Annotated in this window: 12 protein-coding genes; 5 read left to right on the top strand and 7 right to left on the bottom strand. The window is 62.3% G+C overall.

The features are described 5' to 3' along the window. Positions 1 to 94: 94 nt before the first annotated feature. Both X741_RS1000000170365 and X741_RS151990 read left to right on the top strand, forming a co-directional pair. A complete protein-coding gene (locus X741_RS1000000170365) occupies positions 95 to 256 on the top strand; it encodes a hypothetical protein (protein WP_023778073.1) in 162 nt (53 codons plus the stop codon). 9 nt (positions 257 to 265) lie between these two features. After that, positions 266 to 703 carry a hypothetical protein gene (locus tag X741_RS151990; RefSeq protein ID WP_013894711.1) on the top strand — a complete coding sequence of 146 codons (438 nt, stop codon included), beginning with the start codon at positions 266 to 268 and terminating at the stop codon, positions 701 to 703. 24 nt (positions 704 to 727) lie between these two features. Here X741_RS151990 and X741_RS151995 read toward each other — a convergent pair whose 3' ends face one another. Continuing rightward, positions 728 to 3046 carry a glucose/quinate/shikimate family membrane-bound PQQ-dependent dehydrogenase gene (locus X741_RS151995; RefSeq protein WP_023778072.1) on the bottom strand — a complete coding sequence of 773 codons (2319 nt, stop codon included), beginning with the start codon at positions 3044 to 3046 and terminating at the stop codon, positions 728 to 730. Between the two features lie 263 nt (positions 3047 to 3309). Here X741_RS151995 and X741_RS152000 point away from each other — a divergent pair, with 263 nt between their 5' ends. Then, the gene (locus X741_RS152000; protein WP_023778071.1) at positions 3310 to 5991 is read left to right on the top strand and encodes a UvrD-helicase domain-containing protein; all 2682 of its coding nucleotides are present in this window, start codon (positions 3310 to 3312) and stop codon (positions 5989 to 5991) included. 21 nt (positions 5992 to 6012) lie between these two features. Beyond that, complete coding sequence (locus tag X741_RS152005) at positions 6013 to 7566, top strand: SIR2 family protein (protein ID WP_023778070.1); 1554 nt, start codon at positions 6013 to 6015, stop codon at positions 7564 to 7566. A 69-nt stretch (positions 7567 to 7635) separates the two neighbouring features. Here the strand turns inward: X741_RS152005 and X741_RS152010 are convergent, their stop codons facing one another. From X741_RS152010 to X741_RS152030, 5 genes are all read right to left on the bottom strand, one after another. Continuing rightward, positions 7636 to 8685 carry an ABC transporter permease gene (locus X741_RS152010; protein ID WP_023778069.1) on the bottom strand — a complete coding sequence of 350 codons (1050 nt, stop codon included), beginning with the start codon at positions 8683 to 8685 and terminating at the stop codon, positions 7636 to 7638. Continuing rightward, positions 8682 to 9479, bottom strand: a complete 798-nt coding sequence (locus tag X741_RS152015) for an ATP-binding cassette domain-containing protein (protein WP_023778068.1) — start codon at positions 9477 to 9479, stop codon at positions 8682 to 8684. The genes X741_RS152010 and X741_RS152015 overlap by 4 nt, the downstream gene beginning before the upstream one ends. 148 nt (positions 9480 to 9627) lie before the next feature. Continuing rightward, positions 9628 to 10638, bottom strand: a complete 1011-nt coding sequence (locus X741_RS152020) for a substrate-binding domain-containing protein (RefSeq protein ID WP_023778067.1) — start codon at positions 10636 to 10638, stop codon at positions 9628 to 9630. A 100-nt stretch (positions 10639 to 10738) separates the two neighbouring features. Next, positions 10739 to 11647 carry a sugar phosphate isomerase/epimerase gene (locus tag X741_RS152025; RefSeq protein ID WP_032927889.1) on the bottom strand — a complete coding sequence of 303 codons (909 nt, stop codon included), beginning with the start codon at positions 11645 to 11647 and terminating at the stop codon, positions 10739 to 10741. Then, positions 11647 to 12651 carry a Gfo/Idh/MocA family oxidoreductase gene (locus X741_RS152030; protein ID WP_023778065.1) on the bottom strand — a complete coding sequence of 335 codons (1005 nt, stop codon included), beginning with the start codon at positions 12649 to 12651 and terminating at the stop codon, positions 11647 to 11649. Before X741_RS152030 ends, X741_RS152025 begins: the two co-directional genes overlap by 1 nt. Positions 12652 to 12944: 293 nt before the next feature. Here X741_RS152030 and X741_RS152035 point away from each other — a divergent pair, with 293 nt between their 5' ends. Continuing rightward, positions 12945 to 13970 carry a LacI family DNA-binding transcriptional regulator gene (locus X741_RS152035; RefSeq protein ID WP_023778064.1) on the top strand — a complete coding sequence of 342 codons (1026 nt, stop codon included), beginning with the start codon at positions 12945 to 12947 and terminating at the stop codon, positions 13968 to 13970. Positions 13971 to 13988: 18 nt separating this feature from the next. Here X741_RS152035 and X741_RS152040 read toward each other — a convergent pair whose 3' ends face one another. Further along, positions 13989 to 14303 (bottom strand): hypothetical protein, encoded by a 315-nt coding sequence (locus tag X741_RS152040; RefSeq protein ID WP_013894701.1) that lies wholly within the window; start codon positions 14301 to 14303, stop codon positions 13989 to 13991. Between the last annotated feature and the right edge of the window lie 64 nt (positions 14304 to 14367).

Here is a 14367-nt window from a genome sequence, read left to right as displayed (position 1 = left end):
TGTCATCGGCGACAATCTTGATGGCGCTGCCACAATAGTAGGGGAAACTGGCTGATCGGCCGCCCAATGGCGGGGCCTGGAGGAAACGACGCCGATGACCATGCCGATCTTGGCAACAGCCTTCATGATTGCCGCGGCCGCCATGCTGGCGATGCGCACGGCTGTTGTTGCCTCGAGCCGCGAGTCCATGGTCAAGAAGTCGATGGTCAAGGTTCGCAGCCAGCGCCATCCGGCAAACACGAAAATCCAGGGTTGAGGTGAAGTCATGGACGTACAGGACATCGTGAACACCGTTTCGCAGAAGGCGGGTCTCGACCAGGCAACGACGGAAAAAGTCGTCGGCACCATTTTCTCGGTGCTCGAGCATGAGGCGGAAGGCACCAGCGCTTCGTCATTCTTCGCCAAGATCCCGGGCGCCGATGCGCTGGCGCAGAAATATGACGTCATGGCCGCCGCCCCTGCCGGCGGCGGTGGCGGCTTCCTGTCGTCGCTGCAGGGCGCGCTTGGCGGCGTCCTCGGCGAAAAGGCCGGCGCGCTGGTCAACGGCCTCGCCGCGCTCAAGGCATCCGGCCTCGACATGGCGCAGATCCAGAAGGCCGGCGAAACGCTGGTCCAGCAGGCCGAAGCCGCCGCCGGACCGGATTTGACCAACCAGGTGCTGGGCTCGGTGCCCAGCCTGAAGGGCCATCTGGGGCTCGGCTAGAGCCGACGGTTTGGTGTCACTCCCCTACTTCGGCAGCGCGTAGGCCATCACGTAGTCCCCCGGCTTGGTGCCAACCGAGCCGTGGCCGCCGGCGACGATGACCACGAACTGACGTCCGTCCGCCACCGTATAGGTCATCGGCGTTGATTGCCCGCCGGCCGGCAGCCGCGCCTGCCAGAGCTGCTTGCCCGATGTCAAATCATAAGCGCGCAGATAGTCGTCGACCGCCGCGCCCAGGAAGGCGACGCCGCCGGCGGTGATCATCGGCCCGCCAATGCCGGGCACCCCGACCTTCAGCGGCAGCGGCAGCGGCGTCATGTCGTAGACGGTACCGTTGCGGTGCTTGTAGGCGATCGCGCCTGTCCGGAGATCGACGCCGGCGACATAACCCCAGGGCGGCGCCTGGCAGGGAATGCCGAGCGGCGACAGGAACGGTCCCATCACCACCGCATAGGGAGCGCCGTCATTGCGGTTCAGCCCCTGCTCGCTGCCCTTGGTGTCGTCGCCCGGCGCCGGCACGTCCGCGCGGGGAACAAGTCTCGACGTGAAGGCGAGATAGGTCGGCATGCCGAACATCACCTGCCGCACCGGATCGACCGCCACGCCGCCCCAGTTGAAGACGCCGAAATTGCCGGGATAGACCAGCGATCCCTGCAGCGAGGGCGGCGTGTAGCGGCCTTCATAGCGCAATTTGTGGAAAGCGATCCGGCAGGCCAGCTGGTCGAACATGGTGATGCCCCACATGTCGGCATCGGTCAGCGGCTTCGGGTTGAAGGAGAGGTCTGAAGCCGGCTGGGTCGGTGACGTGTGGTCGCCTTCGATGGCGCCACCTGGCGCCGGCATGTCCTTGACCGCGATCACCGGGTCGCCGCTGCGCCGGTCGAGCACATAGAGGTCGCCCTGCTTGGTCGGCCCGACCAGCGCCGGCACGATCGAGCCGTCGGCCTTGGTGATGTCGATCAGGGTCGGCTGCGCCGGCACGTCCATGTCCCACAGGTCGTGATGTACGGTCTGCCGCACCCATTTCAATTGTCCTGTGTTGAGGTCGAGCGCGGTGATCGAGGAGGAGAATTTCTCGACATTGGCGCTGCGGCCCATGCCGAGCTGGTCCGGCGTCTGGTTCCCGAGCGGCACATAGAGCAGGCCGAGCTTCTCGTCGGCGCTCGGCGTCGACCACATGTTGGGCGAGTTGGCGGTGTAGGTCTGGCCGGGCGCCAATGGCGTCGTCTGGTCCGGATTGCCGGAATCCCAGTTCCACAGCAGTTTGCCGGTGGCGGCATCATAGGCGCGGATGACGCCGGACGGTTCCTGTGTCGAATAATTGTCGTTGACCGCGCCGCCGACGATGATCTTGCCGCCCGCGATCAGCGGCGCCGAGGTCGAGTAGTAATAGCCTGACTTCGGGTACGGCATCCCGGTCAGAAGGTTGAGCGTGCCGCCCTCGGCGAAGGCCGGACAGACCTGCCCGTTGGCGGCATCGAGCGCGATCAGCCGCGCGTCCGAGGTCGGCAGGTAGACGCGGGTTGCGCAGGGTTGCCCGGCAGCGCCGGCGGCATCGGCATAATAGGATACGCCACGGCAGGTCTGGTGCTGGCGATCCTTGTCGAGCTTGATCTTGGGATCGTAGCGCCATTTTTCCTTGCCGGTCGCTGCATCGACCGCGATGGCAAAATTGTGCGGCGTGCAGATGTAGAGCGTGTCGCCGACTTTCAGCGGCGTGACCTGATAGGTGGTCTCGCCAACATCGTCAGGCCCCTTTACGTCGCCGGTCCGGTAGGTCCAGGCTGGCTTCAGGTTGGCGACATTGTCCGGCGTGATCTGGTCGAGCGGGGAATAGCGCTGGCCGAATTGCGTGCGGCCGTAATAGTGCCACTCGCCGGCCGGCACATCGCCGCCAAGATTGGCGTTGGGGGTCACCTTGTCGGTGTCGAGCGCGCCGGCGATGTCCTGGGGGTCCGTGGTCATCGAATAGCCGGCCGCCGCCAGCGACGCCAGCACCGCCAGGATCAGCGGCGCGCGTCCGTCGGGACCGGCAAGCCCCCGCCTCGCCCACGGCGTCAGCAGCCACAGCGCCACCAGCACGATGATGCCGCCGCGCGGGCCGAGTTCCCACCAGTCGAAGCCGGTTTCCCAGACCGCCCAGGCCAGCGTGCCGATCACGATCGCCGCATAGAGCCACAGTGCCGTGGAGCGGCGCCGGTAGAGCAGCCAGGCGGCGATCAGGAAGGCGAGACCGGCGATGATGTAATACCAACTGCCGCCCAGCGAAGCCAACCAGATGCCGCCGGCGCCAAGCGCCAGGCCAAGCAGAAAAAGAACGAGGGAGGTGATGGTGACAGCCAAGATGATACTCCTTCGACTGTTCGCGCTCGACTGCGCCGCCATGGGCAACCCGGCATTGCGTTCACGCCCGGAACACAACTTTCCTCCGCCCGCCCCGCCTGTCAAGCTTGAGCCATGCGGCGTGATAGGGACTGTCTCCCCGGCTGCAAACGCTGGGCAGGCCGATCGTCCGTTGGCTAGGCGGCCGGATAAGCCACTTTACCGGGAACAAAACGTAGACACTTCTGGTCTTTCCCTCCCGAATCACTACATTCGGGGGGAAGATGTCCGGCTTTTCCGAAGACATGCCCTTTTTCGACGAACCCAATGCGCGGCCCACGGCCCCGTCGGGCATTGCCGCGCGCGCCATGGCTGCCCGCAGCGGCCACAACAATGCGCCCGACTATCTCAAGGGTTTGAATCCCGAACAGCGGCTGGCGGTGGAAACCACCGAAGGCCCGGTTCTGGTGCTGGCCGGCGCCGGCACCGGCAAGACCCGCGTGCTGACCACCCGCATCGCCCACATCCTCGCCACCGGCAAGGCCTTCCCGTCACAGATTCTCGCGGTGACCTTCACCAACAAGGCCGCGCGCGAGATGAAACAGCGCATCGGCATCCTGATCGGCGAAGGCAATGTCGAAGGCATGCCGTGGCTCGGCACCTTCCACTCGATCGGCGTGAAGCTGCTGCGCCGCCACGCAGAACTCGCCGGCCTGAGATCTGACTTCACCATCCTCGACACCGACGACGTCGTGCGGCTGATCAAGCAGTTGATCCAGGCCGAAGGCCTGGACGACAAGCGCTGGCCGGCCAAGCAGTTCGCCCAGATGATCGACGGCTGGAAGAACAAGGGCCAAGGCCCGGCCGACATCGCCGAGGGCGACGCGCGCAGCTTCGCCAACGGCAAGGGCCGTGAGCTCTACAAGGCCTATCAGGAACGCCTGCAGACGCTGAACGCCTGCGATTTCGGCGACCTTCTGTGCCATCCGATCCGCATCTTCCGCGCCAATCCGGATGTGCTGAAGGACTATCACAGGCGCTTCAAATACATCCTCGTCGACGAGTACCAGGACACCAACACCGCCCAGTACATGTGGCTGCGGCTATTGGCGCAGCGGCCGGATTCAGGGCGCGCGTCAACGTCGACGGATCTGCGATCGGCCGAAGGTCGCAAGCCCGACCGGGCGTCCGAGCCGTTGCGAGGGCCCCGCGGAGGGCCCGCGCCGGCAGGCGCGGAACAGCCCGTGAGCGATAACAAAGTCAACATCTGCTGCGTCGGCGATGACGACCAGTCCATCTATGGCTGGCGCGGCGCCGAGGTCGACAACATCCTGCGCTTCGACAAGGATTTTCCTGGCGCCACCATCATAAGGCTGGAGCGCAACTACCGCTCCACCGCGCACATCCTGGGCGCTGCCTCCCATCTCATCGCCCACAATGAGGGCCGCTTCGGCAAGACGCTGTTCACCGACCGCAACGATCCCGAGGACGGCAAGGTCAATGTCCACGCCGCCTGGGATTCCGAGGAGGAAGCCCGCGCCATCGGCGAGACGATCGAGGCCTATCAGCGTCAGAAGCACAATCTCAACGACATGGCGATCCTCGTCCGCGCGTCTTTCCAGATGCGCGCTTTCGAGGACCGCTTCATCACGCTCGGCCTCAACTACCGCGTCATCGGCGGTCCGCGTTTCTACGAGCGCATGGAAATCCGCGACGCGCTGGCCTTCTTCCGCATCGTCGCCAATGGCGGCGACGACCTCGCCTTCGAGCGCATCGTCAACGTGCCCAAGCGCGGGCTGGGTGAAGCCACCATCCGCCAGATCCACGATACGGCGCGGGCGCTGCGCATCCCGATGCTGGAGGCTGCCGCCAACCTCGCCGAAAGCGACGAGCTCAAGCCGAAGCCGCGCGCCGCGCTGCGCGAGGTCGCCGCCAATTTCGAACGCTGGCAGAAGGCGCTGGAAACCACGCCGCACACCGAGCTCGCCGAGACCATTCTCGAAGAGAGCGGCTACACCGACATGTGGAAGAACGACCGCTCGGCCGAAGCCCCCGGCCGGCTGGAGAACCTCAAGGAACTGGTCCGTTCGATGGAGGAGTACGAGTCGCTGCGCTCCTTCCTCGAACATGTCGCGCTGGTCATGGATGCCGAGCAGAATGCCGGGCTCGACGCCGTCTCGATCATGACGCTGCATTCGGCCAAGGGCCTCGAATTCGAGACCGTCTTCCTGCCCGGCTGGGAGGAAGGCCTGTTCCCGCACCAGCGCGCGCTCGACGAAGGCGGCCGCTCAGGGCTGGAGGAAGAGCGGCGGCTCGCCTATGTCGGGCTGACGCGGGCCAAGAAGAACCTGCATATCTGGTTCGTCTCCAACCGCCTCATCCACGGCCTCTGGCAATCGACCATCCCGTCGCGCTTCCTCGAAGAGCTGCCGAACTCCCACGTCGAGGTCGCCGAAGCCGGCAATTCCTATGGCGGCTACGGCAATCCCTATGGCGGCGGCTCGTTCGCATCGGGCCGTGGCGGCGGCCAGGGAGCGGGAAGACAGAACCCCTATGGCGCCTCGCGCTTCGACAATGTCGGTGCCAACACCGAAAAATCCGGTGCCTTCTCCAACACCTATTCGACGCCGGGCTGGCAGCGCGCGCAGGCCAACCGCACCGAGGCGACCAACCGCAACTGGGGCACGCGCTCCGGCCATCAGGTCGAGCGCATCGGCTATGGCGAGACCGACTCGGGCTACGGCGCCGGCCGCACCTCGGTCAAGGGCCGCACCATCGACGGCGAACTGGTCGCCAAATCCGTCTCCGACACGCCATCCGCCTTCAGCGTCGGCGACCGCGTCTTCCATCAGAAATTCGGCAACGGCAACATTGCGGCCATCGAAGGCAACAAGCTCACCATCGACTTCGACAAGGCCGGCCAGAAACGCGTTCTGGACGGGTTCGTCGTAGGGGCAACAAAATAGACCAAAGAAGGCCGGGGATACATGTCAGTTGAGGAAGATCTAACAAAAATATTTAAAGCAAAGGCGGCCGGTCCATTCCTTTTCGTTGGATCAGGGTTCTCCAGAAGATATCTAGGGCTCGAAGATTGGGCTGGATTGCTCCGGCGTTTCTGTCGGGGTTCCAAGCCGTTCGAATTCTATTTGGCATCAGCCGATGGAAATTTGCCACTCGCGGCCAAGCTGATTGCGGAACAATTCAATGATTTTTGGTGGAGCTCCGATGAGTTTAAAGAAAGCGTCGCGAAGAATAAAATCAGGGCTAAAGGGATAACGTCGGCGCTTAGGATCGAAATCGCCAATTACCTATTAAAGCTGGACCAGAACATAGCAAAGAAATCCGAATATCAGAAAGAAGTCGAGCTACTATCGTCTCTGAATGTTGATGGGATAATAACAACTAATTGGGATCCATTTCTCGAGCAAGTGTTTCCTGACTATAAGATATATGTCGGACAAGAGGAGCTTCTATTTTCCAATCCACAAGAAATTGGAGAAATATACAAGATCCACGGGTGCGCATCACGCCCAGAATCTCTCACGCTAACCTCCGACGATTATCACGATTTCAACAATAAAAATGCTTACCTTGCCGCAAAGTTGATCACTATATTCGTCGAACACCCGGTAGTATTTATAGGGTACTCGATTTCAGATCAAAATATCAGCATGATGCTTAGATCAATCTCATTGTGCATCGGGAGAGAAAACGTCGAGAAGCTTAGAAAGAACCTGATATTCGTACAAAGGCCTTCTGACAAGGAGAGTGATGGGATATCTGACACCTATATTTCAATTGACGGGGTACAAATCCCACTCGTCCTTGTTAAGACGAATGATTTCTCTCAAATTTACCGGGCGCTTGAAGCCACAAAAAGGAAGATACCCGCTAGAGTTCTTAGGTATTGCAAAGAGCAACTTTACGAATTGGTTAAGTCTGCGGAACCAGAGAAGAAGATTTGTGTGGTAGACATTGATGAGATCGACAGAAAAGAGGACGTCGAGTTCCTGGTAGGGGTGGGCGTTGTATCACAACAACTGACTCCAATTTCGGGGGTGGGTTATGCCGGCATTGACGCAAGAGATCTAATTGCTGATCTGATTTTCGAAAACCGGGGGTACGACCCGCAGCAGATCCTCGACCAATCGATAAAGACAGCAGGACGAAATACAAAAAATGTTCCTGTTTTCAAATACTTGCGCGCCTGCAAAATTGCGAGTACGGATGACTATGCGAAGATGGGGAACAATTTGGATAAATGGATGAACCGGCCCACTAAGGACTTTAGGCTAGGGCAATACGCTAAATCCTTTATTTCTAAATATAAAGATTGCAAAATTGATGAGCTAATCGGAAAATGCACTCCAGAGAACGCGACGATATACATCCCATTCTTGAAACCAGACGAAATAGACTTGGATTGTCTGCGCGATTTTCTTAAAGAAAACTTTGAAAAAACTGACTATCTTAAATCAAATTACGCGAGCTATTTTCGCAAATTGGCCGCTTTCTATGACAGGTTGAGATGGGGGTTTTGAGGTGTCGCTATGGCCATTCCTGCGCGGCGGCGATCCACTCCTATGGTGTGTTTGCCACGGCCAGTCCCCTCACCTATACCTCGCCTGGTTCCACTTGTGCCCGAGCAGCGACAGGATGATGATCAGGCCGTTGAAGAACTGCACGTAGAAGCCGCTGAGGCCCGCCGCCACGACGCCAGTCTGGATGAAGGACACAGTCACCGCGCCGATCGCTCCACCTGCAACGGTGCCGATGCCGCCCCAGGTCGGGGTGCCGCCGACGAACACCGAGGCCAGCACCGGCAGCAGGTAGCCATCGCCGGCGGTCGGCCACCAGGTGAAGTTGATCATCACCGAAAACGTGCCGGCGATCGCGGCCCCGATGCCGACGAAGACGAACACCTTCACCCGCACCCATTTGACGTCGATGCCCATCTGCTTGGCGCTGTCGGGGTTGTCGCCGACCACCTTGACCTGCGCGCCGAAGCGGTGGCGGTTGTAGAGCATCGCCGACAGCACCACGAAGGCGATGGCCCAGAAGATCTGCACCGGGATGCCGTAGACCTGGCTGGAGAAGATCTTGTAGGCCGAGCTGTCGGCAAGGCCGGTCAGCGCCATCGACCTGCCCTCGTTGATGATCTGGATCAGGCCGCGCAGCAGGAAGTTCATGCCGAGCGTGGCGATCAGCGACGACAGCCCGCCATAGACGACCAGCGACCCGACGAGGAAGCCGAGCAGCACGCCGGTGACCAGTGCGGCGGCAATGCCGAGGAACGGATCGTAGCCGGCCTGCACCACCAGCGCGAACACCCAGGACGCAAAGCCCATTGTCGCCGGAAACGACAGGTCGATCTCGCCGCAGGTGACGACGAAGACCAGCGGCACCACCACGAATAGCGCGACGGGGAGCGTCGTGAGCACGGAGCTGTAGAGATACCAGGTGGTGAACACGGTCGGGTTGGCGATCATGAACACCGCCATCATGACGATGAACACGGCGAGCGTGCCGAGCGAGGCGCGGTTGTCGATGATGAAGCCCCGCAGCCAGTGATCGGACGGATGCCGCCATTCCTTGCCGGCGATATCGCCGCTCGGACCGCTGAAAGGGCTTTGCAGATCGGGTTCCATGGCCTTGCTCATCGCGCTCTCTGCTCCGTTTCGCCGGCTTCGTGCAGTCCGGGCAGTCCGCCCGGATGCGCCACGTCTTCCATGAAATTGATGAGCTCCTCGGCCGACTTGACCTCACTGCGGTCAGTGGTCAGAGCCACCTTGCCGCGATCCAGCACCACGAAGCGGTCGGCGATGTCGAAGACATGATGGATGTTGTGGCCGATGAACAGGATCGAGCGGCCGCTCGCCCGCACCTGGCGCACGAAATGGAAGACCTTGGCGGTCTCGGTCAGCGACAGCGCCGTCGTCGGCTCGTCGAGGATGATCAGCTCCGCCTGCTTGTAGATGGCGCGCGCGATCGCCACGCCCTGGCGTTCGCCGCCCGACAGCTGGCCGACGATCGAATGCGGCGTGAACACCTTCGAGGTGAAGCCGATCTCGCGCATCAGCCGGCTCGCCTCCTCGATCTCCTTGTTAACCCTGAGAAAGCCCATGAAGCCGGTGAGCTCGCGGCCCATGAAGATGTTGCGCACGATGGTCTGCTGCACCGCCAGCGCCCGATCCTGGAACACCGTCTCGATGCCGGCGTCGCGCGAGCGCGCCGCACTCCATCCGGTCACCGGCTGGCCGCGCACCAGTATGTCGCCGCTGGTCGGCCTGACGACGCCCGACAGGATCTTGATCAGCGTCGACTTGCCGGCGCCATTGTCGCCGATCAGGCCGACCACCTCGCCACGGTCGACGCTGAGATCGACCCCGCCCAGCGCATAGACCTGGCCATAGGACTTCTTGATGTCGCGCAGTTCGATGATGCGTTCGGCCATCGGATCCTCGCTTTTCATTGTCGCTTGCCGGCCTTGTCACCGGCGGTCCTGCCGGCCGGGCTAAACCCGGCCGGCAGACTTGGGAGGTCAGCGCAGCGCCTGCTTNGTCCTGCCGGCCGGGCTAAACCCGGCCGGCAGCCTTGGGAGGTCAGCGCAGCGCCTGCTTGGCGAGCTCTGAGACGATCTCGTAGTTCTGCGGCGTGACGAAGCCGGCGCCGGTGTCGACATTCATCGGCGCCAGGCCCAGCACCACTTGCTGGCAAAGGCTGAGGATTGGCAGATAGCCCTGCATGAACGGCTGCTGGTCGGCCGTCAGCTGCACCCAGCCGCCCTTGAAGGCCTCGACGATCTGCGGGCTGGTGTCGAAGCCGAAATTGAAGATGTCGCCGGGCTTCCTGCCCGCCGACTGCATATAGGTCGGCACATTGCCGAGCATCTGCCCGCCCGGATAGCCGACCGCCTTCACATCGGGATTGTTGAGCAGCGCCGCCGTGATCACCGGTATCGCCAGATTGGGGTCGGATGCCCATTCGCCGCTCGGCGGAGACGACAGCTGGATGACCTCGACGCCGGCTTCCTTGAGTGCCGCCACCGTGCCACGCTCGCGTGCGCCACGGGCTTCGTTCTCGAACGGGCCGATCATGATCGCCTTGTCGCCGGCCTTGAGCTTACCAAGCTTGAACGCCTCGGCGCCGAGCGCACGGCCCTGCTGCTCCTGCTGGGCGCCGATATAGCCGCCGCCGAACGCTTCCACCACCTTCGGCACCGGGACGTTCTGGTACATCATCTTGATGCCGTCCTTGTGCGCCTGTTCGGCCAGCGGCATGATCGCGGCGTCGCCGGGATGGCCCATCATGGCGATACCGTTTGGCTTTACGGCGACAGCTTCGCGCAATTGCTGCACCATCTTCTCGACGTCCCACTGAGAGAAGATGTAGTCGACCTTCGGGCCGAGATCGGCCGCCGCCTGCTTGGCGCCATTATAGACGATGGTGCCGAAGGCGTCGCCCTCGGCGCCGCCGACGAAGAAGCGGATGTGGACGTCCTTGCACCATTGCGCGTCGAGCGCGTGGGCCGGCAGTGTCGAGATGGCGGCGGCGAGCGCCGTGGCGGCTGCCGCGACGGTCAGGCGAAATGTCGTTCTCTTGGCGATGCTCATGCACGTTCCTCCCTTTTTTGTCCTCGCAAGCGCGAGGGTTTCGACATTTGCTTCGGCAATGCGCCGCGCTTGGCTGGCCGGCTCCTCCCGCCGGCTTTCCTCACATCGGGTTCGGCAGGTAGCTCGCACCTCCCCGGCATTGCTTGAGATATTCCAGCGCTCGCACCTGCCCGGTGATCTCCAGGTCGCCGCGATAGACCGGATCGTGCCAGCCCTCGATGTCGATGGCGCCCTTGTAACCGGCAAGCCGCAATTCGCTGATCACCCGCGCCCAGTCGCTGTCGCCGAAGCCTGGCGTGCGCATCTGCACGAAGGGCAGCCGGCCGAACACGCCGTGCTCGCGGATGACATCCCAGCGCACCGTCGCGTCCTTGCCGTGGACATGGAAGATGCGCGGCGCCCATTTGCGGATCTGCGGCGTCGGATCGATCAAATAGACGAGCTGGTGGCAAGGCTCCCATTCCAGCCCGAGATTGTCGTCGGGCAATTCGTTGAACATCAGCTCCCAGGCGTCGGGATTGTGGGCGATGTTCCAGTCGCCGGCGGCCCAGTTGCCGTCCATGGCGCAATTCTCGAAGGCGATGCGCACGCCCTTGTCGGCGGCGCGTTTTGCAAGCGGCCCCCACACCTCGCGGAAGCGCGGCAGGCTGTCGGTCAGCTTCTTGCCGCGCAGGCGCCCGGTGAAGCCGCTGACCGTCGAAGCGCCGAATAGATGCGCGTTGTCGATCACCGTTTCCCAGGCCTCGAGCACGCCGCGATCGACCTCGCCGCTCTCCAGCGGATTGCCGAACACGCCGAGCGAGGACACGCTGACGTCGGCGTCGCCGATCGCCTCGCGGATCTGCCCGGCCAGCCGCGGCAAATCCTTGCCGCCAAGCTTCTGCCAGAAGAAGGGCTGGATGCTCTCGAAGCCGAGCGGCAGGATCTGCTTGATATAACCAGCCGGGTCGTCGAGATTGGCCCGCACCATGGTGCCGATCCGAATGTCGAGAAGCGGGTTGGGCATCACTATGCTTCCTCTGCGATGGCGATGCGCCGTCCGGTCTCGGCGCTTTCGATGGCGCCGAAGACCATGGCCAGGCTCTTGATGTTGTCGGCACCATGCGTCTCCGGCTCGGTGCCGGTCTCGATGGCGTGCATGAAATCCTTGATGATGCCGAGATGGCCGCCGATGCGGTCGGCGGGATCGAGCGGCGGCACCTCGACCGGCTCGGTCTTGTCGAGCAAGCCATCGCGGCCGGGCACCACCATTTCAGCCTTCAGCACATCGTGGCCATCCCAGATGAGGCTGCCGCGTTCGGCGACGATGCGCCAGCTGCCTTCCCAGCTGGTGCGGAAACCGGCGGCGCACCAGGAGCCGGAATAGGTGAAGACCTTGCCGCCGCCGAGGTCGAAGACNTACCAGGAATTGGCCGGCTCCCATTCCTGGCAATGGACGCTGGCTGGCTCGCCGGCGACCATATAGCGGGCGGCGTCGAATGTATGGATCGCCATGTCGAGCAGCAGCACATGCGCCATCTCCTCGCGAAAGCCGCCGAAATGCGGCCCGATGAAGAAGTCGGCATGGATGCTGGTCGGATTGCCGATGGCGCCCGACTGAAGAAACCGCCTTATGCGCCTGACATTGGCGACGTAACGGCGGTTCTGCACCACGGCGTGAACGCGTCCTGCCTGTTTGGCTGCCTCGATGATGGCGCGGGCGTTCTGCGGACTGTCGGCCAGCGGCTTCTCGGTCAAGAGATGGCAATGATGCGCAAAGGCGGCAAAAGCGACATCGCGCCGGGCGGCGGGGACGACGACATCGAACACCGCATCAGGCTTTGTCTGCTCGAGCACCGCGTCGAGGCTGGTGCCGATGACGGCGCTGGTGAGATCGTATTCGCCCGCCCTAGCCTTCGCCCGTTCGGCGTCGAGATCGACAAGGCCGACGATGGCGAGCCCGTCGACCTGCCTCGCGGCATCGAGCCACTGTCTGCTCATCGCTCCACAGCCGACGAGGACGGCTTTCATCATCCGGCATTCCTCCCGTCCGGCCCCTCCAGGCCGAATGTCACGGCATCCACGGCATCACCGTAAACGCTTTTCCGTAAACGTTTACGAGAACACACCCGATAGCGTAGAATGTCAATCGGCTGCTTCTCAAAAATCATCCGGAAGCCTTGGCCTGAATGGCAGCCGGTGCTAGAGCAGTTCAGCCTTTCAAGAAACGGCGAACTGCTCTAACTCTTTGTTTTGACGCAATTCCGGGCGAAATCCGCTTCGCACTTTTCCTGGAATTGCGTCGGCCAAGGCGGGGGAATTGTCCTTTGGCGTCCAGCATTCATGACCTTGCCCGTCACCTGAACATTTCGATCGGCACCGTGTCTCGGGCGCTGAACGGCCGCGCCGATGTCAATGCCGACACGCGCCAGCGCGTGCTCGAAGCCGCCAAGAAGCTGAACTATTCCCCGAACCAGTCGGGCCGCAGTCTCAGGCAAGGCGCCACCCATTCGATCGCCTTCATGCTGCAGCCGCATCCGGGCGACCAGCAATATGGCGAACCCTTCTTCATCCCGTTCCTGATCGGACTGCAGGCGAAGCTCGCCGAGCATGGCCTCGATCTGATGGTCGTCATGGGTGAGCCCGGCCAATATCAGCAGGAGCGGTTGCGCCGCGTGGTTGAGACGCGCTTGGTCGATGCGGTCGTGTTGGCCAATACACGAAGGGAAGACGATCGGATTGATTATCTCAGCAAGGCAGGCTTTCCCTTCGTCACGCTTGGCCGAAGTCAGTCCGGTGGCGACACCTATCCTTCTCTCGATATCGATTTCGAGAGGGCGGGTGATGAAGCCGTCGACCGCCTGGTGGCGCGTGGACACCGGCGCATTGCCGCCATCCGCCCTTCACTTGATCTCAACTTCGGCTACCTGTTTCTCGACGGCTACCGCACGGCGCTGAAGCGGCACGGCATCGAGGTCGACCCCGACCTGATTGCCGACGGCTTCATCAACGAGGCCGGCGGCTACCAGGTGACGCCGCAAGTCATGCGCTCCAAGGACCCACCGACGGCCATCATCTTCAATAATGACGCGATGGCGCTTGGCGGCTGCAAGGCGCTGGCCGAGATGGGAATCAAGCCGGGCCATGACATGGCCGTGATCGTCATCGTCGACACGCCGCTCTGCCGCTACTTCTCGCCGACGCTGACCGCCTTCCGTCCTGCACTGGAGGCAATGGGCCGGCGGCTGGCGGAAATGCTGCTGGCCTCGCTCCCCGCCTTCGCCGGCCCCGAAGGGCCGCGCATCATCCGCGAGGTCTGGCCGCTGGAGCTGATCGCGCGCGACAGCGATTGATGGAGGCGAAGAAGGTGCTCAGTCCACCTTCTTCTCGCCCTTCTCGCCGGCCTCGACGATATCGCCCGTGGTGAACAGGATTTCCTTCAGTTCCGCCCGCCAATCCGTCTTTTGGCGCAGCAGGAATTCCAGGTCCATGCCGAAATGCTTGAACTCCTCGCCCTGCGCGTTCTTCATGATGGCGCGAGCCTGCGGATCTTTCTCCACCGACATGCGCTGTTCGTACCAGGAGATCGCTTCCGCCTCCTCGATCAGCGAAGTGATCATGCGCGCAAAGGTCCGCACCTTCTGCGACAGTTCCTCAGGCGGTTCGTGATACTGGTCGAAACCCATGGTGTCAGTCCTCCCCTCAAAATGGCTCGCCGGTGCCGATGGGCACCGGCCGCAAACCATGAAT

Source organism: Mesorhizobium sp. LNHC221B00, from assembly GCF_000502935.1.
Taxonomy (GTDB): Bacteria; Pseudomonadota; Alphaproteobacteria; order Rhizobiales; family Rhizobiaceae; genus Mesorhizobium; species Mesorhizobium opportunistum.
The sequence above is the reverse complement of the archived record's forward strand: the minus strand, read 5'-3'. Positions and strand labels throughout refer to the sequence as shown.